The sequence below is a fragment of the Streptomyces sp. NBC_01197 genome (assembly GCF_036010505.1).
Classification (GTDB): Bacteria; Actinomycetota; Actinomycetes; order Streptomycetales; family Streptomycetaceae; genus Streptomyces.
In genome coordinates, this window is record NZ_CP108569.1 from 5,712,123 (window position 1) to 5,735,792 (window position 23,670).

22 protein-coding genes and 1 pseudogene are annotated in these 23,670 nt (G+C 70.3%); 6 read left to right on the plus strand and 17 right to left on the minus strand.

Translation table 11 applies throughout. The annotated features are described in order from the left end of the window. Positions 1-18 precede the first annotated feature (18 nt). Positions 19-573 carry a winged helix-turn-helix domain-containing protein gene (locus tag OG452_RS26290; RefSeq protein ID WP_327298035.1) on the minus strand — a complete coding sequence of 185 codons (555 nt, stop codon included), beginning with the start codon at positions 571-573 and terminating at the stop codon, positions 19-21. A 376-nt stretch (positions 574-949) separates the two neighbouring features. Then, positions 950-1,969, minus strand: a complete 1,020-nt coding sequence (gene glnII / locus OG452_RS26295; protein ID WP_327298036.1) for a glutamine synthetase — start codon at positions 1,967-1,969, stop codon at positions 950-952. A gap of 153 nt (positions 1,970-2,122) precedes the next feature. Between glnII and OG452_RS26300 the strand changes: the two genes are divergently transcribed. Then, complete coding sequence (locus OG452_RS26300) at positions 2,123-3,049, plus strand: Gfo/Idh/MocA family protein (RefSeq protein WP_327298037.1); 927 nt, start codon at positions 2,123-2,125, stop codon at positions 3,047-3,049. Between the two features lie 38 nt (positions 3,050-3,087). Here OG452_RS26300 and OG452_RS26305 read toward each other — a convergent pair whose 3' ends face one another. After that, a complete protein-coding gene (locus OG452_RS26305) occupies positions 3,088-3,447 on the minus strand; it encodes an arsenate reductase family protein (RefSeq protein WP_327298038.1) in 360 nt (119 codons plus the stop codon). A 129-nt stretch (positions 3,448-3,576) separates the two neighbouring features. On the opposite strand from OG452_RS26305, the gene OG452_RS26310 reads away from it, so the two are divergent. Further along, positions 3,577-3,834 carry a hypothetical protein gene (locus OG452_RS26310; RefSeq protein WP_327298039.1) on the plus strand — a complete coding sequence of 86 codons (258 nt, stop codon included), beginning with the start codon at positions 3,577-3,579 and terminating at the stop codon, positions 3,832-3,834. 137 nt (positions 3,835-3,971) lie between these two features. Here the strand turns inward: OG452_RS26310 and OG452_RS26315 are convergent, their stop codons facing one another. Together OG452_RS26315 and OG452_RS26320 are read right to left on the minus strand one after the other, a co-directional pair. Continuing rightward, positions 3,972-4,820 carry a putative protein N(5)-glutamine methyltransferase gene (locus OG452_RS26315; protein ID WP_327298040.1) on the minus strand — a complete coding sequence of 283 codons (849 nt, stop codon included), beginning with the start codon at positions 4,818-4,820 and terminating at the stop codon, positions 3,972-3,974. A gap of 184 nt (positions 4,821-5,004) precedes the next feature. After that, entirely contained in the window at positions 5,005-5,622 is a 618-nt protein-coding gene (locus tag OG452_RS26320) for a TetR/AcrR family transcriptional regulator (RefSeq protein ID WP_327298041.1), read from the minus strand. A 140-nt stretch (positions 5,623-5,762) separates the two neighbouring features. On the opposite strand from OG452_RS26320, the gene OG452_RS26325 reads away from it, so the two are divergent. Continuing rightward, positions 5,763-6,551: an SDR family NAD(P)-dependent oxidoreductase gene (locus tag OG452_RS26325; RefSeq protein ID WP_327298042.1), complete on the plus strand. Its 789-nt coding sequence runs from the start codon at positions 5,763-5,765 to the stop codon at positions 6,549-6,551. Between the two features lie 66 nt (positions 6,552-6,617). Here OG452_RS26325 and OG452_RS26330 read toward each other — a convergent pair whose 3' ends face one another. From OG452_RS26330 to OG452_RS26350, 5 genes and pseudogenes are all read right to left on the minus strand, one after another. Continuing rightward, positions 6,618-7,997 carry an alpha-amylase gene (locus OG452_RS26330; protein WP_327298043.1) on the minus strand — a complete coding sequence of 460 codons (1,380 nt, stop codon included), beginning with the start codon at positions 7,995-7,997 and terminating at the stop codon, positions 6,618-6,620. 196 nt (positions 7,998-8,193) lie between these two features. Further along, positions 8,194-8,991 (minus strand): (2Fe-2S)-binding protein, encoded by a 798-nt coding sequence (locus tag OG452_RS26335; RefSeq protein WP_327298044.1) that lies wholly within the window; start codon positions 8,989-8,991, stop codon positions 8,194-8,196. A gap of 148 nt (positions 8,992-9,139) precedes the next feature. Further along, positions 9,140-10,006 carry an Fpg/Nei family DNA glycosylase gene (locus tag OG452_RS26340; protein WP_327298045.1) on the minus strand — a complete coding sequence of 289 codons (867 nt, stop codon included), beginning with the start codon at positions 10,004-10,006 and terminating at the stop codon, positions 9,140-9,142. 151 nt (positions 10,007-10,157) lie between these two features. Then, positions 10,158-10,352, minus strand: a pseudogene (locus OG452_RS26345) (nuclear transport factor 2 family protein); the annotation flags it as partial. Between the two features lie 37 nt (positions 10,353-10,389). Beyond that, positions 10,390-11,163: a nucleotidyltransferase domain-containing protein gene (locus OG452_RS26350; protein ID WP_327298046.1), complete on the minus strand. Its 774-nt coding sequence runs from the start codon at positions 11,161-11,163 to the stop codon at positions 10,390-10,392. Between the two features lie 301 nt (positions 11,164-11,464). Here OG452_RS26350 and OG452_RS26355 point away from each other — a divergent pair, with 301 nt between their 5' ends. Continuing rightward, a complete protein-coding gene (locus OG452_RS26355; RefSeq protein ID WP_327298047.1) occupies positions 11,465-13,441 on the plus strand; it encodes an amidase in 1,977 nt (658 codons plus the stop codon). Between the two features lie 131 nt (positions 13,442-13,572). Here the strand turns inward: OG452_RS26355 and OG452_RS26360 are convergent, their stop codons facing one another. Beyond that, positions 13,573-14,244 carry a response regulator transcription factor gene (locus tag OG452_RS26360; protein WP_327298048.1) on the minus strand — a complete coding sequence of 224 codons (672 nt, stop codon included), beginning with the start codon at positions 14,242-14,244 and terminating at the stop codon, positions 13,573-13,575. Continuing rightward, entirely contained in the window at positions 14,241-16,283 is a 2,043-nt protein-coding gene (locus OG452_RS26365; protein WP_327298049.1) for a sensor histidine kinase, read from the minus strand. The genes OG452_RS26360 and OG452_RS26365 overlap by 4 nt, the downstream gene beginning before the upstream one ends. Before the next feature lie 212 nt (positions 16,284-16,495). Between OG452_RS26365 and OG452_RS26370 the strand changes: the two genes are divergently transcribed. Beyond that, on the plus strand, positions 16,496-17,896 hold the full coding sequence (locus tag OG452_RS26370) for a GntP family permease (protein ID WP_327298050.1): 1,401 nt from the start codon (positions 16,496-16,498) through the stop codon (positions 17,894-17,896). A 161-nt stretch (positions 17,897-18,057) separates the two neighbouring features. Here the strand turns inward: OG452_RS26370 and glnA are convergent, their stop codons facing one another. Next, positions 18,058-19,467: a type I glutamate--ammonia ligase gene (glnA, locus tag OG452_RS26375; RefSeq protein WP_327298051.1), complete on the minus strand. Its 1,410-nt coding sequence runs from the start codon at positions 19,465-19,467 to the stop codon at positions 18,058-18,060. Positions 19,468-19,676: 209 nt separating this feature from the next. Between glnA and OG452_RS26380 the strand changes: the two genes are divergently transcribed. Beyond that, positions 19,677-20,144 (plus strand): RDD family protein, encoded by a 468-nt coding sequence (locus OG452_RS26380; protein ID WP_266857754.1) that lies wholly within the window; start codon positions 19,677-19,679, stop codon positions 20,142-20,144. Positions 20,145-20,258: 114 nt separating this feature from the next. Here the strand turns inward: OG452_RS26380 and OG452_RS26385 are convergent, their stop codons facing one another. The 4 genes from OG452_RS26385 to lipB form a co-directional block, all read right to left on the minus strand. Then, positions 20,259-20,954: a DUF4191 domain-containing protein gene (locus OG452_RS26385; protein WP_327298052.1), complete on the minus strand. Its 696-nt coding sequence runs from the start codon at positions 20,952-20,954 to the stop codon at positions 20,259-20,261. A gap of 19 nt (positions 20,955-20,973) precedes the next feature. Further along, a complete protein-coding gene (locus OG452_RS26390) occupies positions 20,974-21,180 on the minus strand; it encodes an SCO2195 family GlnR-regulated protein (protein ID WP_327298053.1) in 207 nt (68 codons plus the stop codon). Between the two features lie 411 nt (positions 21,181-21,591). After that, positions 21,592-22,545: a lipoyl synthase gene (gene lipA / locus OG452_RS26395; RefSeq protein WP_327298054.1), complete on the minus strand. Its 954-nt coding sequence runs from the start codon at positions 22,543-22,545 to the stop codon at positions 21,592-21,594. 170 nt (positions 22,546-22,715) lie between these two features. Continuing rightward, entirely contained in the window at positions 22,716-23,513 is a 798-nt protein-coding gene (lipB, locus tag OG452_RS26400; protein ID WP_327298055.1) for a lipoyl(octanoyl) transferase LipB, read from the minus strand. Positions 23,514-23,670 lie beyond the last annotated feature (157 nt).

Below are 23,670 nucleotides of genomic sequence, written 5' to 3' on the forward strand. Positions count from 1 at the left end.
GGGGACGAACGGGTGTGATCAGGGCGCGTACTTGTACCCGACGCGGCGCACCGTACGGATCGTGTGCCGGTGCTCGGCACCCAGCTTTCGGCGCAGCCGGGCCACATGGACATCGACCGTCCGGCCGTCGCCCACATGCCCGTACCCCCACACCGTGGTCACCAACTGGTCGCGGCTGTGCACGCGGTGGGGGTGCGCGACGAGATGCGCGAGCAGCTCGAACTCCAGATACGTCAGATCCAGTGTCCGCCCGTCCACCGAGGCGGTGCGCTGTGCACTGTCGATCCGCACCGCCCCTCCGGGTGCGGTGGGGGCCGGTACCGGGCCCGGCTGGTGGTCGGCCGGCACCAGCACCAGATAGCCGATCATCGGGGGCTGCCCCGGCGCGCTGGGCAGGGTGTGCGGGGGCGCGGGCAGCCAGGTGGCGCCCGGCGGCAGGAAGTCGGCGACCGGGACCACCTCGTCACGGTCGACGGACCGCAGCCGGTTCCGGTGGGACGGGAAGGGACTGGCGGTCGCAGAGGTCGCAGTGGTCACGGCGGTCGCAGCGGAGAGGGAACGGGTGTCAGCCATGAGTGGTCAGCTCTTTCACGCGGAGAGGTCGTCGATGGACGTACGTCGTGCGCGCCGGCCGAAGGCTTCGAAGCGGAAGAGGCGTTAGAGGGCCGGCGCCTGCGTCGCACGGCAACACACTCGGTCGAAGTCGTGATGCTGACGGGACGGCCAGAACGGTTCGAGGTCGGAGCGACCGGTCGAGGTGTTCTGATGGCGGGCCATGTGCCCATTGAACCAGATCCGCCGGAGCGGCAGCAGGGGCTCCCGGCAATGGAACGGCTCAGGGGCGCCCGCCGGTGCGGCGGACGCCCCCGTGGGGAACGCGGCGAAGATGCGTACCCGGGTGCTCATGTATTCAGGGAGGAGTCCAGGGTGCCCAGGGAGTCCAGGGTGCTCAGACCTGCCCTGCCTTCTCCAGCGCGGTGCAGCAGGTGTCGGTGACCAGCCGGGTCACCACGTACGGGTCGACGTTAGCGTTGGGCCTGCGGTCCTCGATGTAGCCCTTCCGGTCCCGCTCGACCTGCCACGGGATCCGGACCGACGCACCGCGGTCGGAGACACCGTAGGTGTACTCGTTCCACCGGGCCGTCTCGTGCAGACCGGTCAGCCGGTCGTCGATCCCGGCCCCGTAGTTCTTCACGTGGTCCATCGGCTTCGAGCCCTCGCCCAGCGCCTCGCACGCGGTGATGATCGCGTCGTATCCCTCGCGCATCGCCTTCGTGGAGAAGTTGGTGTGCGCGCCCGCGCCGTTCCAGTCGCCCTTCACCGGCTTCGGGTCGAGTGTCGCCGACACGTCGAAGTCCTCGGCGGTCCGGTAGAGCAGCCAGCGCGCGATCCACAGCTGGTCGGACACTTCGAGCGGCGACAGCGGACCGACCTGGAACTCCCACTGGCCGGGCATGACCTCGGCGTTGATGCCCGAGATGCCAAGACCCGCTGCGAGGCAGTGGTCGAGGTGCTTCTCCACGATGTCGCGGCCGAAGATCTCGTCGGCGCCGACCCCGCAGTAGTAACCCCCCTGCGCGGCCGGGTACCCGCCCTCCGGGAAGCCGAGCGGCCGGTGGCCGTCGAAGAACGTGTACTCCTGCTCGATACCGAAGATCGCCTCCTGCGCCTCGAACCGCCCCGCGACCTCGGCGAGTGCGGCCCGGGTGTTGGAGGAGTGCGGGGTCAGGTCGGTGTTGAGGACCTCGCACAGGACGAGTACGTGGTCACCGCCGCGTATCGGGTCCGGGCAGCTGACCACCGGGTTGAGCACCAGGTCGGATGCGTGGCCCCGCGCCTGGCTGGTGCTCGAACCGTCGAAGCCCCAGAGCGGCGGGGCCTCCCCGGTGGCCAGGATCTTCGTCTTCGAACGGAGTTTGGCGGTCGGCTCGGTCCCGTCGATCCAGATGTACTCGGCCTTGAACGTCACGGAAGCCATCCTTCGCTGGTGCGGCCCTGCTGGTGCGAGCCCTGCGGTGCGGCAGGCCCATGCCGCAGCATCGCAATCCGTGGTTTCCCGGCCGTTGCCCGAGCGTGAACGGGGTGTTTCCCGGCGCGGATGTGATGGCCGACACTGACCGGTATGACGAAGCCATCGCGTACCAAGCCCACCCGCACGAAGGCGCGTATCGGTCTGCTCGGCACCGGCCCCTGGGCGCGGTCCACCCACGCCCCCGCGCTCGCCGCCCACCCGGACATCGAGTTCAGCGGGGTCTGGGGCAGACGGCGCGAGGCGGCCGCCGAGCTCGCCGCCGAACACGGCACGACCGCATACGACGGTGTGGACGCGCTCCTCGCGGCGAGCGACGCGGTCGCGGTGGCTCTCCCACCGGACGTCCAGGCGCCGCTCGCGACCCGCGCCGCGGCAGCCGGATGCCATCTGCTGCTCGACAAACCGGTCGCCACGACGGTCAGCGGCGCACGCGAGGTCGTGGCCGCGGCCGCACGCTCCGGCGTCGCGTCCGTGGTCTTCTGCACGCTGCGCTTCACACCGGGGGTGGCCGAGTGGATCGCCGGACAGGCCGCCGTGGACGGCTGGTTCACCGGCCGCGCGGAGTGGCTCGGGGCGCTCTTCTCACCCGGGGTGGACAGCCCGTACGCGGCCTCCCCGTGGCGCGGGGAGAAGGGCGGGCTGTGGGATGTGGGTCCGCACGCGCTCTCGGTCCTGCTGCCGGTCCTCGGGGACGCGACGGAGGTCACAGCGGCCGGCGGCGCCGGGGACACCGTCCACCTCGCGCTGCGCCACACCTCGGGCGCTTCCAGTTCGGCGACGCTCAGCCTGAGCGCCCCGGCCCGAGCGGCGGGCGCCACCGTCGAGTTCCGCGGCACCCACGGGGTGGCGGTGCTGCCGGAAGGCCGGGGCGGCGCCGCGCGGGTGCCGTTCGCCGCGGCGGTCGACGCGCTGCTCGCGGCCGTACGGACCGGTGAACCGCATCCGTGCGACGTACGGTTCGGCCTGCGGCTGACCGAGATCCTGGCGGAGGCGGAGAAGCAGCTGACCGGGAAGTGACCGGCGGCGCGGCGGAGCAGCAGGGGCCGGGCGGGAACTCACCGCCCGAGAACGTCCCGTACCGCTTCCTCCGTACGCGCCACCACCGCCGTGCCGTCGTCCGCCGTGATGATGGGCCGCTGGATCAGCTTCGGATGCCCGGCCAGCGCGGCGATCCACCGGTCCCGCGCTTCCGCGTCGCGCGGCCAGTCCTTCAGCCCGAGCGCCTTCGCGTCCGGCTCCTGGGTCCGGGTGATGTCCCACGGCTCCAGTCCGAGCCGGCCGAGCACCTCCCGGATCTCGTCCTCACCCGGCACGTCGTCCAGGTATCTGCGGACGGTGTACGAAGCACCTTCCGCGTCCAGCAGGTCCACCGCGCTGCGGCATTTCGAGCATGCGGGATTGATCCAGATCTCCATGGGGTCAAAGGTACGTGAGAGGCCGTCCGGACCCTTCTGGCCAGGGGCTTCTGTCAGTGCCGGGCAGTAAAATGGAAGCAGTTCGTGAGGGCCCGTGAGGGCCCTTTCACCAGCGCCTGGAGGTCGCCGATGGCCGTAGCCGTGTTCCCGACGGAGTCCCTGGTCAAGAAGAAGCTGCCCGCAGGAAAACCACGTGACTGGTACGTCTCGCACAACCGCAGGCTGAAGGCGATGCGCCTGACCATCGCGCTGCTCGACACCGGTGTCTACCGGCCGGATCAGGCAACGAACCGGAAGATACGCTCCACGGCTGCTCTCGCGGGCATCCACCCGCCGTCCGACACCACCTGCCGGATGGTCCGTGTCCTGATCCGCTTGGGGCGCTGAGCACACCAGTAGTCCGACCGGGTTTCACCAACTGATCCACCGGCTGATTCACCGAGTGCTTCACCAGTCGTTCGGTCGGTGGGGGCGGACATCAACTCGCACCCACCGGCCGAAGCGGAACCGGCCGGGCCCCGCCGTCAGTCCGTGCCGCGTGTCCCGATGACAACCGTGGCGTACCGCTCAACGCTGCTGGCCACTCGTGCGGACAGCCCGTCCCGGGTGACCGTCCGTACGGCCGCGGGCGCCTGCCGTTCGCTGGTCTCGAACAGCAGATGGCCGCCAGGCGCCAGCCAGGGCAGCGCGGCCGCGGTCACCCGCCGCAGTACGTCGAGGCCGTCCGCACCACCGTCGAGCGCGACGCGCGCCTCGTGCACCCGGGCCTCGGCGGGCAGCAGCTCGATCTCCTCCGTGGGGACGTACGGCACGTTGGCCAGCAGGATGTCGACGCGGCCCCGCAGCGACCGCGGCAGTGGACTGTAGAGGTCGCCTTCGTACACCCGGCCCCCGGCACCGGCGACATTGCGGCGGGCACAGCGGACCGCGGCGGGGTCGACATCGGCCGCGTGCAGTTCGGCTCCGTCCAACGCGGCGGCGAGCGCGGCCCCCAGCGCGCCCGAGCCGCAGCACAGGTCGACCACGACGGCCCCGGGCGGAGCGAGGGCGACGGCCTGCTCGACCAGGAACTCGGTACGCCGGCGGGGTACGAAGACCCCCGCGTCCACGGCGACGCGCAGACCGCAGAACTCCGCCCAGCCCAGTACGTGTTCGAGCGGGAGCCCCACGACGCGCCGGTCGACCATGGCGGCCAGTTCGGCGGAGTCGCGGGCGGCGGAGACAAGCAGCGCCGCTTCGTCCTCGGCGAAGACACAGCCCGCGGCCCGGAGCCTGGTGACGATGGCGGAGAGCGGCAGCGGTGACTGAGGTGACGGCGGTGACTGAGGTGAGAGCGGTGACTCAGGTGTCAGATGTGACGGTGGGACCGGCATGTGAGCCTTTCGGGATACCTGTGGGGCTCCCTCGGTTCACCTGGGTCAGATGAACCGCACGGCCGTGAGGGGGAGCGCCCGGCCTGCTACAGCGGTAATGGGGCTCACCTCCTCGGTACGGTCCACGGGCGTGGGGAGGGCAACAGTACATGAGAGCGCCGTCCTTTCCGCGGGGTCCGACCGTTCACGGGGCGAAGGTGCCCGGGCCGCCCATGCCGCGCAGAAGGGTGTCGACCACGCGGGTGGCCAACTCGTCGACATCGTCGGCGTCGTCGGGTCCGGCCGGTTCGGTCCGGCTCTGGGCCGCCTCGTGGATCAGTGCGTAGTAGACGCGGCGCGTCCAGTCCAGATCGGCGTCGGCGCGCAGCACACCGGCGTCCCGGGCACGCCGGAACAGCCGGTCGCACCGGCCGAGCACATCGGCATGGATCCGCGCCACTTCGGGATTCTCCGGCGCCGTCCTGCTCATGGCGAATCCCCAACTGATCTTTACCCGCAGAGCGTTCGCCGTCACCTGGTAGAGCGCGACCAGCGGAGGTGTGCTGTCGGGGCGGGCACTCTCGACTGCCTGGTGGAACTGCTGAGTGGCCCAGGCGGTCAGCGCCTCGACCAGGGCTTCCCGGGTCGCGAAGCGGCGGTGCACGGTCGTCCGCGCGACGCCCGCCGCCTCGGCGATCTGCTCCATCGTCGCCGCCGGTTGAGCGCTCAGCACCCGCTCGGCGGCGGTGAGGATCGCCTGGACGGTGCGCTCCGCGTCCGCGCGCAGAGGCCGTCGCGGACCCCGCTGATACATGCGATCCATGGGCTACCTCTCGATGATCGCGGTGATCTCGGGCCAAGACTACGACAGCGTGGCGATTCAGCTCCTACTTGCAACATTGATGTCGCAAGTACTACATTCAAAGCGTCATCCGAGACTCGTATCTGGCGCGGGAGTGTGTGATGGATCTGCAGTTGACCGGCAAAACGGCAGTAGTGACCGGCGCGAGCCGTGGCATCGGCCTGGCCACGGTGGCCGCGCTCGTCGGTGAGGGCATGAGGGTGGTGGCGGCGGCCCGGACCGTCACTCCGGAGCTCGAAGCCACCGGGGCGCTGGGCGTATCCGTGGACCTGACCGACCCCGCCGGGGCCTCCGACCTGCTGCTCCGCGCGACGGACGAATTCGGCAGGCTGGACCTGCTGGTCAACAATGTCGGCGGTGGTGACAGTGGGGCCGGACAGACGGGCGGCTTCCTCAGCTTCTCGGATCAGCAGTGGCAGGACTCGTTCGACCTGAACTTCACCGCCGCCGTCCGCACCACCAGGGCCGCGCTGCCCCATCTCATCGGAACCGGGGGCGCCGTGGTCAACATCTCTTCCAACGGAGCCAGGACGCCGCACGCTGGGCCCGTCACGTACACGACCGCCAAAGCGGCGCTCACCGCGTTCGGCAAGGCGCTGGCCGAGGAGTTCGGCCCGCGTGGTGTCCGCGTCAACACGATTTCACCGGGCCCGGTCCGCACCGCGATGTGGGAGGCCCCGGACGGCTACGGGGCCGAACTGGCCGCCGCGATGGACCTGGGCCAGGAGCAACTCCTGGCCCAGCTCCCCTCGCTCATGGGCATGGTGACCGGCCGGCTGGTGCGGCCCGCCGAGGTGGCGGCGCTCGTCGCCTACCTCGCGTCGCCCCTCGCGGGCAGCGTCACCGGGGCGGATCACATCATCGACGGCGGCGCGATCAAGACCGTATGAACTACAGGCCGCCGCACCGTGTGAACGGCGTGCCGCCGCGCCGTATGAACCGCACGCTGCCGCGGCCTACGACGTGGCGGTCGTGTCGAGAGCGAGTGCGCCCTTGGCCGGGACCGTCGCCGTGACCTTGCCGTCGTTCCCGACCGTCACGGTGTTGCCCGTGCAGTTGCCCGGGGACGCCTTGGCGACGTTGCAGTACGTGCCGCCGGGCAGTGACGTGGTGAACGTCTGCTGGAGGTCGCCGCCCCCGTTGTTGAGGGCGACGTACCCCTTGGCGCCGCGCCCGAAGGCGATGGCGCTGCCCTGCGACCACCAGTCGGTCACCGCCGCGTCGCCGACGGCGTTGTGGAACCCGACCATCCCGGTGATCTCGGGGTCCGCGTGCATGTTGGTCCAGCCGTCGCTGCCGCTGGGCGGCCCCGCGTCCTTGTCGGACCACTCGTAACCGGAGAAGACGTTCGGTGAGCCGTAGGGGAACGCGAGCATGAAGGCGTTGGCGAGCTTGTAGGTGTCGCCGTCCTTGTAGCTGAGCGTCGAGCCGTTCCGTTCGGTGTCCCAGTCGTCGACGAACGTGGTGGCCTTGTCGCCGGGCAGCTTCCCGTCGGCGACGTTCTGCAGGCTGCCGAGGTCGCCGCCCTGGAAGGCGCTCTTGAGGTGGGTGCCGTAGCGGAACTCGTCGACGTCGCCGAGTCCCGTGTACTCCTCTGGCTGTACGGCCTCGCCACTGCCGTAGATGACCTCCGAGACCCAGAAACCGGGGTCGGCCATCTTGCTCCGGATGGCCTGCAGGTCGGCGGCGGCCATGTGCTTCGCCGCGTCGATGCGGAATCCGTCGACGCCCATCTTCCGCAGGCCGGTGAGGTAGCCGGCGACGGTGGACCGGACGTAGTCGCTGCCGGTGTCGAGGTCGGCCAGGCCGACCAGTTCGCAGGTCTGGACGTTCTCGCGATTGGTGTAGTCGGTGATGTCCTTGCGGCAGGTGTGGAAATCCGGGTCGCTGTACGTCCCCGGGTAGTTGTACTTGCTGTACTGCGTGCCGCCCGTCCCGGTGCCCGACCCGGCCGACATGTGGTTGATGACCGCGTCGGCGATCACCTTGACGCCGGCCGCATGGCACGCGCTCACCATGCCCTGGAACGCGTCGGCGTCCCCGAGGCGCCCGGTGATCCGGTAACTCACGGGCTGGTACGAGGTCCACCACTGGGAACCCGCGATGTGCTCGGTGGCCGGTGACACCTCGACGTACCCGTAACCGGCCGGGCCGAGCGAGTCCGTGCAGATCTTTCCGACGTCCGTGTACGGGCGCTCGAAGAGGGTTGCGGTGACGGTCCGGTCGCCGGGAGGCGCGCCCTGCGCCTGCCAGGGGGTGAGGGCGAGCAGACCGCCGGTGGCCATGACCCCGGCCATGACCCCGGTCATGGACGTGCCGAGCAGACGGTTGCGCATCGTTGCGGCTCCTTCGTGGGGCGGGCAGTGCGGTGTCCCGGGGCGGCCGCGTGCGGGTGACCGCCATGGGGGGAGACGCAGAGGAGCCTGCCGCTAAGGCATGAGCACTTCAAGAGTTTGCGCAAAAGTTTCCTGCAACTTGCAGAAATAACTTGCCGGTCTCATGCCGGTGTTCTGGTGAGGGGAAGGCCGGGGCCTACCGGGCGGCGGGCCGGCCGTTACGCGGATGCCGCAGGACGCAGTCGCCGCAGAGGCTGCCGCCGGGGACCCGGTAGTACAGGCAGCAGTTGTTGCGAAGGAACGCGAAGCCCAGCCCCTCCTCGACGATGAAATCGCCGCTGCCCGCGAGGGGTTCGCCCGCCAGCACGGCGGCCGCCAGTGCGGTGGCCCGCGCCTCGACGCCGGGGCGCCGGCCGTTCAGCACGCGCACCGCCCCGGCCAGCGCGGACGCCGCGTTGCCCCGCAGAGTGTGCGGCGAGAGGCTGTACCGGGCCCGCAGGGTCGCGTGGAACGGGCGCAGATGGGCGAGGGCCACCGCCGCGAGTACGGCGTCGGCAGGATGGTCCTCCTGTGGTCCCTGCGGGGCGAGTGCCGGTACGGGCAGCCACAGTTCGAGCGGACCGTCGTCGGTGAGGCGTACCCGCAGCCGCTCCGGGTTCAGGTCCGGCAGACGCCCGGCGAGTACGGCTGCGCCGAGCGCGACCGACCAGAGGCGGGAGGCGAGGCCCAGCTGGAAAGCGGAAGCGGCCACCCGGAGCTGGTCGGTGCCCATCCGCCGGGCGTACAGCCGCACATACGCACTGAGCGGACCGGCCGGGCCGTCGCCGTCGCCATCGGGGACGGTGCCGGGCGCGTTGATGGTGTCGGCGCTGTCCGTTCCGTACAGACCGGACAGCGGTCCGAACCCTTCCGGGTCCTGCCTCTCGCCGTACTGAACGGTGAAGTACGGCCCTACCGAGCCCAGTCGGGCGAGTACGGCGGAGGCTTCAGTCACGGGGTGCACCAGACGGCTGGACGGCGGAGGTTCGAGGGCTGCGGTTCGGGGGCTGGTTCGGGGCCGAAGCCCCGGACCGGTCAGCCTGAAGGCCGGCGCGGCCCCACGGGCGCGGACCAGGCTACGCGGTCGGGCCACGCGGCCCCGGCTACTTCAGCAGCCGGGACATCCGCCGGTCCGCCAGGATCCTGCCGCCGGTCTGGCAGGTGGGGCAGTACTGCATCGAGGAGTCGCTGAAGGACACCTCGCGGACGGTGTCCCCGCAGACGGGGCACGGCTCTCCCGCGCGCCCGTGTACGCGCAGCCCGCTCTTCTTCTCGGCCTTGAGATTGCGCAGGGCCAGCCCGCGGGACCGTTCGACCGCCTCGCCGAGCGTCGTCCCGATCGCCGCGTACAGCACGTCCACCTCCTCGTCGGAGAGCTTGGCGGCCAGCCGGAACGGCGACATCCGGGCCGCGTGCAGGATCTCGTCCGAGTACGCGTTGCCGATCCCGGCGATCACGCTCTGGTCGCGCAGCACGCCCTTGATCTGGCGGCGCTCGCCCTCAAGCAGGCCGGTGAAGGCCGCGAGAGTGAAGGATTCGGCGAGGGGATCGGGCCCCAGGCGTGCGATGCCGGGCACCTCCAGCGGATCCCGGACGACGTAGACCGCCAGCCGCTTCTGGGTGCCGGCCTCGGTGACGTCGAACCCCGCGCCTTCCGGCTCCTGCAGCCTGACCCGGAGCGCCAGCGGGCCCTTGCCCGGGCGGGGCGGCGCGTCCGGCAGGCGGTCGCTCCAGCGGACCCAGCCCGCCCTGGCGAGGTGCATGACCAGATGCACTCCGCCGATCCCGAGGTCGAGGAACTTGCCGTGCCTGGTCACATGGTCGAACGACTGTCCTTCGAGCGCTGTGAGCGGTGGATCGTAGGTCTTGAGCGCGTGGACGGCCACCGGGTGGACACGGGCGACGGTACGGCCGACGACGTGCTCGCCCAGGAACCGGGTGAGGGACTCGACCTCCGGCAATTCAGGCATAACGCCATTCTGCCTCGCATCGGCGGGATCGGACCGCCGACCGCCGCCGGACCGGTTCAGCCGGAAGTGTCACACCGCACCCGGCCCGGCCTCAACAGTCCGGCGGCGGGCCGGGCTGAGTGGCCGGCCGGGGGCAGTCCGAACCGCCCCCTCAAGCAGCGGGGACGCGGCCCAGGAACCGTGCACGGATACGGCCGTCCTCCGCGAGCGCGATCACGTCGAACCCGGCGACGGGCGCCGAGCCGTCGGCGAGGGACACCAGCTCCCGGCTGAAGCGGGCGATGGCGTGGTGGTCGTCGGCGGCCCCGGTCTGCCGGGACTCGAAGCCGGGGAACTGCTCCCCGCCGGGACGCCGAACGGCCACCGCCCGCAGCCCCCCACAGTCACCGCTGGGCCGCCTCGGCGCTGTCGCCCTGACCGCGAACCCGGGACGGCGGAGCGGACTGCCGCAGCGCCGCCAGCCAGGTGTGCCCCGGGTAGGCGCGCGTCAGGAAACCGGCCAGCGTGGCTCGTTGGGCATCCGACAACAGGGGCAGCGTGGCGGTGAAGTCCTGCTGGTCCTTGGGCCGGGCCCGTCCGGCCTTGAAGAGCAGCACCAACTCCGGTGCGAGATAAGGGATTCCGTCGGCCGTCCGCCGGATGACCACGGTGTACGGCAGCCGGATCGCCGGATCGCGGCGGCATATCCAGATGTCGCCGTCGTGCGGCTCGCGGAAGACGTCGAGCAGGTACGTCCCGGTCACCCGGTCACGCAGCCAGGTCTGATGGGTCACGGCCAGGGCCGTGGCCGGGGCCGCCTCCCAGATACGTCCGGACCCCACCGCGTCGAACTCGAACAGGGCCCCGGAAAGCCCGCCCCCGGCACACTCGCCCCGGGAAAGCCCGGCCTCCGGATGGGCTCCCGCCCCAGGTCCGACGGTGAGGCGCGCGCGGATCTCGGGGAACCGGGCCGCCGGGACCGCGATTTCGATGTCGCCGTGCTCCCGGCTCTGCTCACCCCGGAACAGGTCCAGTGCCCAGCCCGCGGCGACGTACCAGGGCGCGCTGACTCCGGCGAGACGCGAGGCCACCTCCTGCGGCCGCCAGCAGTCCGCCCACCGTGCGTCGATCTCGTCCGGAGCCACCACGACACCACCGGCGGGAAGCTGTTCGGTCATCCCGTCAACCTACCGGCGGGACTCCGTTCCCCCCATCTGGTCCCCGGTATCAGGAGCCGCTGTGAATGTTTTCCGACGGAACGGCTCCGGTTCTTCACTCCGTCACATGAAACTGACAAAGTGACAGATCGAATGGCGCCGGGACGCCGAGGCCGTCTCCGCTCAGGAGGCCCGACCCACCTCGGTATGCGTGAGCAGCAGACCCCCAGCGTCACCCCCACCATCCCCGGCCTCCGCGGGGCGAAGCGACAGCCGTCCAGCCGAAGGCACTCCGGGGTCAGTTGCACGGAAGGAAACACCCTTGCACAAGAGAAAAGGGAAGCGATGGCTGCCGGCGGCCGTTCTCGGCGGCACCCTGGCCGCAGGAGCCCTCGCTTTCCTGCCTGCCATCGCCCAGGCGGGAAACGAGGACGACGCGAAACAGCCGACCACCGCGCAGGCCGACTTCAACGCAGCCGCTGCGGAGTTCAAGGTTCCGGTCTCTGTCCTCCAGGGCGTGGCTCATGAGGAGTCCGGCTGGCTGCAGCACACCGGCTACAGCGACACCGGTGGCTGGGGCCTGATGAACCTCACTGATGTGACACCGGAGATGGTGGCGGACGGCGAGGCCGGCGCCGCGGGCCGCTCCGGCCTCACCTCGTTCACCGACCACCCCGAACTGCACACCCTGCGAGCCGCCGCGAAGCTGACCGGAGTTCCGGCCGCACAGCTCCAGCACAACCGGAGGGACAACATCCGGGGCGGGGCCGCCCTTCTCGCCTCGTACCAGAAGCAACTCACCGGCAGTACGTCCGAGGACCCGTCGCAGTGGACCGCGGCGATCGCCAAGTACAGCCGGATGTCGGACCGGAAGGCGGCCACGTCGTACGTCGACGACGTGTTCGCCACCATCGCATCGGGCGCCAAGCAGGACTCGAAGGCCCCCGCCGGATCGAAGGCGGCCACGGCGGCCAAGGCGGCCACGGCGCCCACCACCGCGGTCACCATGAGCGCAGTGCCGTCGGCGAAGCCGGTCACCGGCCAGCTGAGCAAGCTCCACCTCAAGGACACCTCGTCGCCGCAGGCCGAATGCCCGCGGACGATGAACTGCCGGTTCGTCCCGGCGGATCCGTCCAACGGCCAGGTGTCCGACCGCCCGGCCAACGGCATAAAGATCAACCAGATCATCATCCACACCACGGAGGGGGCGTACGACGACGCGATCAAGACCTTCCAGACCCCTGGTGGCGCCTCGGCGCAGTACGTGATGCGGTCGTCGGACGGCGCGGTCACCCAGATGGTGGCCGACAAGGACGTCGCGTTCGGTGACGGCAACTACGACAGCAACCTGCACGCGGTCCAGATCGAGCACGAGGGCTTCTCCGCGCACGGCGCGGACTGGTACACGACGGCGGCCTACCAGCAGACCGCCAGGCTCGTGCGGTACCTGGCCGCCCGGTACGACATCCCGCTGGACCGGCAGCACATCCTCGGCCACGACAACGTGCCGGGTCCGTCGGACACCACCCTGTCGGGTATGCACTGGGACCCGGCCGACGGCTGGGACTGGACGCGCTTCATGCGGTTGCTCGGCGCCCCGTTCGACTTCGGCCGCCATGGCGTCGGACCCGTCGGGTCCGCCGTGACGATCACCCCCGGGTTCCGCGAGAACGAGCAGACGTACACCGTCTGCCCGGAGGACGACCCGACGGGTGCGGTCACCGCCTGCACGCCGGTGACCGGACCGTCGAGCGCCCTGTTCGTACGCAGCGCACCGAGCGACGACGCCCCGCTGATCCTCGACCCGGTCATCCACCCGGACCCCGCGGCGAAGGGCGGCACCGACAGGGTCAACGACTGGAGCGTCACGGTCCAGGCCGGGCAGCAGTTCGTCGTCGCCGGGGAGCAGGATGACTGGACGGCGATCTGGTACGACGGCCAGAAGGGCTGGATCCACAACCCCGGCGGCAGCAACACCTCACCCGCCCCGGGCGCACGGATCCTCAGGCCGGCCGGTACCACCGCCGCCCCGGTGTACGGAACGGCGTACCCGGACCCGTCCGAGTACCCGGCCGGGCTATCCCCGTCGAAGCAGGTCCCGCTGACGGCGAAGAACTACTCGATCCCGGTCGGTCAGGCCTATGTCGCGGCCCAACCGCCGGTCGCCGGCGTGGACTTCTTCCCCAAGGGCGGAGAGGTGGTCACCGGGGCCAAGCACTACTACACGGTCCAGTTCAACCACCGGTACATCCTGGTCAACGCGGCGGACGTCACGGTGAGCCGGACGGCGCGCCACTGACGGACGAAGGCGACGGCCACCGCTACGGGTGGCAACGGGCGTGGTTTCCGGGGGCCAACTCCCCCGGGAACCACGCCCGTTCGCCCTTCGAGGCCGACCTCGCGACACGGTGGGGCAGTGGCCGGCCACATTTACGGAATCCGGTACTCCTGCTCGGGGCGCCCGGTCGCCCCGTAGCGCAGTCTCATCTTCAGCAGGCCGCTGGTGACCAGCCCCGCGAGGTAGCGCTGGGCGGTGGCGCGCGAGACGCCGATGAGCGCACCGACCTCGCCCGCCGACAGCGGGGAGGCCGAACTCCGTACGGCCGAGAGCACCGCGTCGCCGGTCACCGTGCGGGGGGCGGGACGTCGGGCCGTACGGTGGACCGGCGGGCTCCGCAGGGCGGCGTACGCGCTCTCGACAGCGCCCTGGTCGACGATCTCCGCTTCGGTCAGCTGGCGGAAGCGGGCGTAGCCGCGCAGCTTCTCGGCCAGTAGTTCCGGCGTGAACGGCTTGACCAGATAGGCCAGTGCTCCCGCCGACACCGCCCGCCGCACCGTGGTTCCTTCGGCGGCCGCGCTCAGTACGAACGCGTCGCACTCCAGGCCGCGCAGCAGGTCGATCCCGGAACCGTCGGGCAGATAGAGGTCGATCAGTGCCAGGTCAACGGGTGCGGCTTCGGCGGCCCGGAGCGCGGCCCCGGCGGAGTTCGCCGGGGCGACGGCCCGGAATCCGGGTACGCCGTCCACGAGTGACGCATGGATCCCGGCGACCCGGAAGTCGTCGTCGACGACCAGCACGGAAAACGGCTCACGTCCGGTCATCGGCCTGCCTCATCCACGTTTCCTGCCCCACGTTTTCTGCCCCACGTTTCCTGCCCCCACGGCTTCTGCTCCACGAGTCCTGGCCCGGCCGCTCCGGGTTCCACGGCTCGGGTCACCGCGGATTCGGTCTCCACGGTTCCGGACTCGGTCTCTCCGGGCGCCATGACTCCGGGCAGCCGGGCTACGAACACGGCACCGCCCGAGACCCGCCCCGGCTCGTCCCCGCCCGGCCCGGAAGCGGACGCCCCTGCTCCGTACGTCCCCGAGGGGCCCGGGTGCTCGGCCTCCGGCCCAGGCGGGCCGTCGTGTCCGGCCTCCGGCCCAGCCGGCGGCCCGCCGTGCTCGGCGAGGTGGACGTCTCCGCCCCTGGCCCGCGCGATCTGCCGCGCCAGTGCCAGCCCGATGCCCCGGCCGCCGACGGCTGACGTGTGGTCCTTCGTCGACACGCCCTCGCGGAACACATCGTCGGCCGGTTCGGACGGAATGCCGTCGCCGGTGTCCGCGACGGTGATGAGGAGCGTGGCGCCCTCGGTCATCAGCTCGACCTCGACCAGGGAAGGGGCGCGCGTCCCGTGCCGGGCGGCGTCGATCGCGTTGTCGACCAGGTTGCCGAACACAGTGGTGACATCGACCGGGGCTGTCACGGTCCCTTCGGCCCAGGTCGCCCCGCCGATCACCAGCGTCACCCCGTTCTCCCGCGCATGGGCGGCCTTGGCGGACAGGAAAGCCCGTACGTAGGAGTCGCGGACCGCGTCGATACCGGGCAGGGCCTCACCCAGCGGACCGGTGCCGAGCAGCGTGCCGATGTACTCGGTCGTCTCCGCGAGGTGACCGCCGTGGACCAGCGCGGAGACCACATGCAGCCGGTTGGCGAACTCGTGGCGCTGCGCGCGCAGCGCCGAACTCATCGCCTGCACCGCGTCGAGCTGGCGCGTCAGCGACTCGACGTCGGTGCGGTCCTGCACGGTCAGCAGTGTGCCGAGATCCTGCCCGTCGCGTTCGACCGGCCGGGCCGAGAGCACCAGGACGCGCTCGCCGACCGCCGCCATGACCGGGCTGCCGACGGGCGTACGGATCGTCTCCAGCACCCGCGGTGTCAGCCCCAGCGAGTCCACGGACGATCCCGGCCGGGCCGGGGTCGCCAGCAGCCGGCGCGCCTCGTCGTTGGCGACGGTGACCGTCCCGCCGTTGTCGACGGCGAGTACCCCTTCGCCGATCCCGTGCAGGACGGCTTCCTGCTCCTGCACCAGACCGGCCAGCTCCTCCGGTTCCAGGCCGAGCGTCAGCCGCTTCCAGCGCCGGGCCAGCAGGGCCGAAGCACCGATACCGAGCAGCAGGGCGACCACCAGCCAGCCGAGACCGCCCAGCAGTACACGGATCAGCTGCGCCCGCACGTCGGATACGGCGACACCCGCGTTGGCCTCGCCGACGACCCGGTGCGAGCCCGGTGCGTACACCGGGACCTTCGCGACCACCTCCTCGCCGAGATGCGCGTGGTCCCGCGCCAGCACCTCATGACCGGAGAGCGCACCGCTGGGATCGGTGCTCACCATCCGCCCCAGCTGGGACCGCTCCGGATGCGCCAGCCTGATGCCGCGGTCGTCGGTGACCACCACGAACAGCGATCCCGTCCTGGTGCGGGCCGCCTCCGCCGCCGTCTGGACCGGTCCGGCGGCGAGCGTCGCGCGCGGCGTGCTCGCGGCTCCGCCGCCGGGCCGGGTGTTGGCCGCCGAATACTTCGCCGCGCCACGCCGGACGGCGGGCTGGGCGGCGACCGTACGGGCCACCGCGAGCGCACGCAGCTGGTACTCGCTGACGAGCCGGTGCTCGTTGGAGTACGCGTAGGCGCCGAACGCCGTGGCCAGGGTCACCGCGACGACCGCGCACTGCAACAGCAGGACCTGGGTGCGCAGCCGCACCCGCCCGCGTATCCGCCGGCGCGCGGCGGGGCGGCGGGCGGACGGGTTCGCGGCGGACGGCTTCCTGGCAGACGGCTTCCCGGCAGGCAGCTCCCTGGCGGACGGTCCGAAGAATCTCACCCCGCCGACGGTAACCGCCGACGCCCGGTGCACAGAATGCACACAACGCACGGAACAGGGGTTACGCGGGTTGTGCGCAGAACCTGGAGAGCAGTGGCAGGCGCCGGATAGCTTCCCGCCGGGACACAACGAGCCGCACCAGGAGTTCTCTTGCTGAAGATACCGCGCCCCGGAACACGGGCCCGCTCGCGTCGCACCCGCGGGGGCCAACTGTGACGGGGCACACCTGGACGCTGCTGATCATCCTGGCGGCAGCCATCGCCGTACTGATCCTGCTGATCAACTCACGGTTGCGGTTCCACCCCTTCGTGGCGCTGATGACCGTGTCGATCGGTGTCGCGCTGGCCGCGGGCCAGCCCGTCGAGAAGATCGCGGAGTCACTGGAGTCGGGCGCCGGCGGCATCCTCGGCAACGTGGGCGTGACCCTGGCCTTCGGCGCGATGCTGGGCAGGCTGCTGTCGGGGTCGGGCGCCACGGACAAGATCGCCCGCCTGATCGTCGACCGGTCCGGGGAACGCTCCCTGCCCTGGTACATGGCGGGCGCCGCCTTCGTCATCGGCATCCCGATGTTCTTCGAGATCGGGCTGATCGTGCTGCTCCCGCTGATCTTCAGCGTGGCCCGGCGCCTCCAGGACACCCACCGGATCAAGGGGTCGCCGTACGTCTTCCTCGCCACCCCCGCGATCGCCGCGCTGTCGACCCTGCACGGAATGGTGGCACCGCACCCCGGCCCGCTGGTCGCGGTGGAGGGGCTGCACGCCAACCTCGGCATGACGATCGTGGTGGGTCTGGTCTGCGCGATCCCGACGATCATCATCGCCGGCCCGGTGTACGGCCGCTGGATCGCGCCGCGTCTCGACGTGCACCCCGACCCGGAACTGGTCGCGAAGTTCACCGGGCCCGAGAACCCGGACGACAGCACGGGCGTCGGCGCCCCTCCCGTCAACAAGGTCCGCACCGGCTGGGCGCTGACCGCCGTACTCGTCCCGGTCGTACTCATGCTGCTGCGCACGCTCGCGGAGCTGGTGTACGACGAGTCGAGCCCGGTACGGCACGTCCTGACCTTCACCGGTGAGCCGGTGATCGCCATGCTCGCGGGCTTCCTCTTCGCGCTGTTCGCACTCGGCTACCGCAGCGACATGACCCCCGACGCCATCAGGTCGTCCCTGACGGACAGCCTCAAGGCGGTGGCCGGCATCCTGCTGATCATCGCGGGCGGCGGCGCGTTCAACCAGGTCCTGGAGGACTCGGGCATCGGCAAGGCAGTCGAGTCGGCAGCCTCGGGACTGCACATCAACGTCCTGATCCTGGGCTGGCTGCTGGCCCTGCTCCTGTCGTTCTCGACGGGCTCGGCCACCGTGGGAATCGTCGCGGCGACGGGCATCCTGGCCCCTCTGGCGGCCTCCGGCAGCAGCCTGCACACGGCACTGCTCGTGGTCGCGATCGGAGCAGGATCGATCGGCCTCAACTACGTGAACCACGCGGGTTTCTGGCTGGTCAAGGAGTCCTTCGGGATGTCACTTGGCCAGGCCACGAAATCACACACGGCGATCCAGACGATCGTGAGCGTCTGCGGCCTGCTGATGGCCCTGCTGATCTCGGTCGCAGCGTGAACACGGCCTCGCCGCCCACCGGTTCGCGCACCGGTCACTGACCGGGACACGACCGAGGGCCGCCGCCCAGCAACTGGGCGGCGGCCCTTTCGGAGTACGGAACCGGTGGCCGGGCTTCCGCCCACACGTACCGGTCGCGCGTTCTAGTGCCTGCGGCGGCACTAGAGGTCGAAGTACAGCTCGAACTCGTGCGGGTGCGGGCGCAGCTGGATCGGGGCGATCTCCTGCGTGCGCTTGTAGTCGACCCACGTCTCGATCAGGTCGGAAGTGAAGACGCCGCCCGCCTGGAGGTACTCGTTGTCGGCCTCCAGGGCGTCGAGGACCGCCGGGAGCGAGGTCGGGACCTGGGCGACGCCCGCGTGCTCCTCGGGGGCCAGCTCGTAGAGGTCCTTGTCGATCGGCTCGGCCGGCTCGATCTTGTTCTTGACGCCGTCCAGGCCGGCCATCAGCAGTGCCGAGAAGGCCAGGTACGGGTTGGACGACGGGTCGGGCGCGCGGAACTCGACGCGCTTGGCCTTCGGGTTCGAGCCGGTGATCGGGATCCGCATCGCGGCCGAGCGGTTGCGCTGTGAGTAGACCAGGTTGACCGGGGCCTCGAAGCCGGGGACCAGGCGGTGGTACGAGTTCACCGTCGGGTTGGTGAAGGCAAGCAGCGAGGGGGCGTGCTTCAGGATGCCGCCGATGTAGTAGCGGGCCATGTCCGACAGGCCCGCGTAGCCCTGCTCGTCGTAGAAGAGCGGGGAGCCGCCGGTCCACAGGGACTGGTGGACGTGCATGCCAGAGCCGTTGTCGCCGAAGATCGGCTTCGGCATGAAGGTCGCGGTCTTGTTGTTGCGCCAGGCGACGTTCTTCACGATGTACTTGAAGAGCATCAGGTCGTCGGCCGCGGCGAGCAGCGTGTTGAACTTGTAGTTGATCTCGGCCTGGCCCGCGGTGCCGACCTCGTGGTGCTGGCGCTCGACCTGGAGGCCGTTCTTGTCCAGCTCCAGGGAGATCTCGGCGCGCAGGTCGGCGAAGTGGTCGACCGGCGGGGTCGGGAAGTAGCCGCCCTTGTAACGGACCTTGTATCCGCGGTTGTTCTCCTCCGCACCGGTGTTCCAGGCGCCGGCCTCGGAGTCGATGTGGTAGAAGCTCTCGTTCGCCGAGGTCTGGAACCGGGCGCTGTCGAACACGTAGAACTCGGCCTCGGGGCCGAAGTACGCCGTGTCGGCGATCCCGGTCGAGGTGAGGTACGCCTCGGCCTTCTTCGCCACGTTCCGCGGGTCGCGGCTGTACTGCTCACCGGTGATCGGGTCGTGGATGAAGAAGTTGATGTTGACGGTCTTGTCGCGGCGGAAGGGGTCGACCCGGGCGGTCGACAGGTCCGCTCGGAGCGCCATGTCGGACTCGTGGATGGCCTGGAAGCCGCGGATCGACGAGCCGTCGAACGCAAGCTCCTCGGCCGGGTCGAAGACCGCCGCCGGGATGGTGAAGTGCTGCATCACGCCGGGCAGGTCACAGAACCGGACATCGATGAACTTGACGTCTTCGTCGGCGATGAACTTCTTCACGTCGTCGGCGTTCTGGAACATCCAACTCCTCCTACTCCCGACCCGGGAGGGGCGGGGTTGCGGCTCGTTGTGGCGCCAGTGCGGTGGCACACGCTGGACCTGACCATAGGGACAGCGGATTTCTCAAGCATGACCCATTTGTTTCGCTGAAGTTAACCGGCCCGGGTGCGACACCGCTGCGACGACCCCCGACCGTACGGATCGGAAGGGGGCCGCAGTACCGTGGACGGGTGGACAACAGGCAAGTAGTCGGATCGTGGCTCTCCGGGCCTGGCGAGGCCGCGAAAGAGATGGGCGCCGACTTCGGCTACCGGGGCAAGCGGCTCGGCCTGCCGGAGGAAGGGCCGGGCGCGATCGCGCCGCTGGGCCGCCGGTTCGGGGCCGTTTTCATCGACTGGGCACTCTGCATGCTTATCGCATACGGGCTCATTTCGCGCGGCGGTCAGCAGTCGGCGGGGAACTGGGCCCTGCTCGTGTTCTTCGTACTGAGCCTGCTCACCGTCTCGACGGTCGGATTCACCCCGGGCAAGCGTCTGCTCCGGCTGCGGGTCGTCGCGGAGGGCGGCGGGCGCCTCGGTACGGGCCGTGTCTTCGTACGCAGTCTGCTGCTCTGCGTAGCCATCCCCGCGCTCATCTGGGACCGCGACGGACGCGGCCTCCACGACCGGCTGGCCCGCGCCGTGCAGGTACGGATCTGACCGCCGGCGTACGGATCCGATCTCGGCCGGGCGACGTCGCCCGGGGCACACGACAACAAGGCGGCCCGGACCTGGTGGTCCGGGCCGCCTTCGGTGTGTGGTGCGTGGCGTGGGTCAGCGCTGCTTTCCGCCGCGCGGGGCGCGGGCGCTCTTCGGCATGGGGCCCTTCGGGAGCGGCATGTTCGACATCAGGTCGCCCATCGCGCGCAGCCGGTCGTTGGCGGCGGTGACCTGGGCACCGGTCAGGACGCGCGGCAGCTTCAGCAGCGTGGTGCGCACCCTCTTCAACGAGACCTGGCCCTCGCCGTCGCCCACGATGATGTCGTGCACCGGCACGTCCACCACGACGCGCGCCATCTTCTTCTTCTCGGCGGCCAGCAGGGACTTCACCCGGTTCGGGTTGCCCTCGGCCACCAGGACCACTCCGGCCTTGCCGACCGCGCGGTGCACGACGTCCTGGCTGCGGTTCATCGCGATGGCCGGGGTCGTGGTCCAGCCGCGGCCCACATTCTCGAGCACCGCCGCCGCAGCGCCGGGCTTGCCTTCCATCTGTCCGAAGGCCGCTCGCTCGGCGCGGCGTCCGAAGACGATCGCCATCGCGAGGAAGGCCAGCAGGAAACCCAGGATGCCCAGGTAGATGGGGTGACCGATCAAGAAGCCGACGCCGAGGAGGACGCCGAAGACGACGATTCCCAGGCCACCGACGACAAGACCGACCTTGGGATCGGCCTTGCGGGTCATCTTGTAGGTCAGGGCGATCTGCTTGAGTCGCCCGGGATTCTCAGAGTCTGCGTTTGCCTTCCTCGCCATGGCCAGAAGTTTACGCGGACTAAGAAGTGCGGGCCGCCACGGCCTCCAGTACGTGCTCTGCGTCCACCCGGTCCTTGGCCCGGCGGCGGTCTTCGAGGACCGATGTCCAGGCATTGCGGCGGGCGGTGCGCTGGCCGTTGCTCAGCAGCAGTGATTCGACCGCACGGAGTGCTCCGGTGACGGTCGGGATGGCGGTGACGCGTACGGACTGGGTCGCGGCCTGCATGATGGGGCCCCTCGGGACGGCAGCGGATACACAGCGGATACAGCGGTACGGCGAGTGGTGCGGTACGGCGAGCGGTGCGTGTGACGTGGTGCGGTGCGTGACGCGGAGCGGTTCTGCGGTGTGCGGGGGACCGGCGGGCGGAACGGTTCTTCTTGGTTCGTGCACCGGGCCGTGGCTCCGGACCGGGCCCCGCATCGTTCCCCGGGCCGGTGTCCGGTCCGATGGGGCGGTGCGTAGTTCCAGAGTCACTGATTGTTGTTACCAAGGCATGTCCAGGCGGTCAAACGCCCGTGAAGGCCGGGTAATCCCCGTGGAACGGAGGACGCGGCCCGTACTGGCCCTCCTACCTGCGAGGACCGTACGAGCCGCGTCTCACGGCGACTACCGCACAGTAGTGGCTTGTGCCCGGATTCACACGGCGGCGGCGCCGCGCCGATCCATCGCCTGGCGGAAGAGGCGGCCGGCTCGGTACGAGGACCTGACCAGCGGGCCCGACATCACACCGGAGTAGCCGATCTCCTCGGCTTCGCCCTGGAGCTCCACGAACTCGGCCGGCTTCACCCACCGCTCGACCGGGTGGTGGCGCGGGGAGGGGCGCAGGTACTGCGTGATGGTGATGAGCTCGCAGCCCGCGTCGTACAGGTCCTGGAGCGCCTGGCTGATCTCCTCGCGCTCCTCGCCCATGCCCAGGATGAGGTTCGACTTGGTGACCAGACCGGCCTCACGGGCCTTGGTGATGACTTCGAGCGAGCGCTCGTAGCGGAAGCCGGGGCGGATCCGCTTGAAGATACGCGGCACCGTCTCCACGTTGTGCGCGAGGACCTCCGGGCGGGACGAGAAGACCTCGGCCAGCTGCTCGGGGACCGCGTTGAAGTCGGGGATGAGCAGCTCGACCTTGGTGCGGCCCTCGGCACGCTCGGCCGTCATGGCGTGGATCTGCCGCACGGTCTCCGCGTACAGCCAGGCGCCGCCGTCCTCCAGGTCGTCGCGGGCAACGCCGGTGATGGTCGCGTAGTTCAGGTCCATCGTGACGACGGACTCACCCACCCGGCGCGGCTCGTCCAGGTCCAGGGCGGCCGGCTTGCCGGTGTCGATCTGGCAGAAGTCGCAGCGCCGCGTGCACTGGTCGCCGCCGATGAGGAAGGTGGCCTCGCGGTCCTCCCAGCATTCGTAGATGTTGGGACAGCCCGCCTCCTGGCAGACCGTGTGCAGCCCCTCGGACTTCACCAGGGCCTGCATCTTCGTGTACTCGGGGCCCATCTTGGCGCGAGTCTTGATCCACTCGGGCTTGCGCTCGATGGGGGTCTGGCTGTTCCGGACCTCCAGACGCAACATCTTGCGCCCGTCGGGTGCGACAGCGGACACGTCCGGCTCCCTACAGCTTCGATTCTTCGGCGAACACCAGGGTACGCCCGTCATATGTATGGCTTGTTCTCTGGCCAACCCGGGGCCGCTGAGGCGCATTCCCCCTACCGGCCAGGACCGCTCCTGTTCCGGACGGGGACGGACCGCCCGGACGGAGCCCGCCGGCCGCGTTAGGCGGTGGCGCCCTCGACCGTACGCGGCGCCAGGGCCGCGTTCTCCAGCACGTCCCGCAGATGTTTCTCCACGACGGGCAGCACCTCTGCGATCGTGACCTCGCGGCCCAGCTCGTACGAGAGCGAAGTCACCCCCGCGTCCCGGATCCCGCACGGCACGATCCGGTCGAACCAGGTGGTGTCGGGATTGCAGTTCAGCGCGAAGCCGTGCATGGTCACGCCCTTCGCGACCCGGATGCCCATGGCGGCGATCTTTCGGTCCTCACGGCGCTGCCCGGCGTTGGACGGCGCGTACTCGGGGCCGTTCATCCGCGGGTCGAACTCCTCGTCGTGCAGCCGCGGGTCCAGATCGAGCGAGAGCCCGCCGATGGACGGGCGCTGCTCCACCGGATCGCCCAGCACCCAGACACCCGCGCGGCCCTCGACGCGGCTGGTCTCGACACCGAACTCCGCACAGACCCGGATCAGCGCCTCCTCCAGGCGGCGCAGATGCGCGATCACGTCCACCGGGCGCGGCAGCTTCTGGATCGGGTAGCCGATCAGCTGGCCGTAACCGTGCCAGGTGATCTTGCCGCCGCGGTCCACATCCACCACCGGCGTCCCGTCGAGAGGGCGCTCGCTGTCGTCCGTGCGCCGCCCCGCCGTGTAGACGGGCGGATGCTCCAGGAGCAGCACGGTGTCGGGCGTCTCGTCGGCGAACCGCGCCGCGTGCACCTCACGCTGCTTCTGCCAGGCCTCCCGGTACTCGACGGCTTCCTCGCCGAACCCCAGACGGACAAACCGCAGCTCGCTCACGGCAGCTCCTCATCGCATACGGACAGCACGCCCCGGAGAGCGCCACCCGGCAACTGTACGACCGCCTCGAACGGCACCCCTGGGCGGGCAGAAACGACACCTCCTCACACGATCGGATGAATCCGGGGCGAAGGTGGCGGAACGAGCGGTTGAGCCC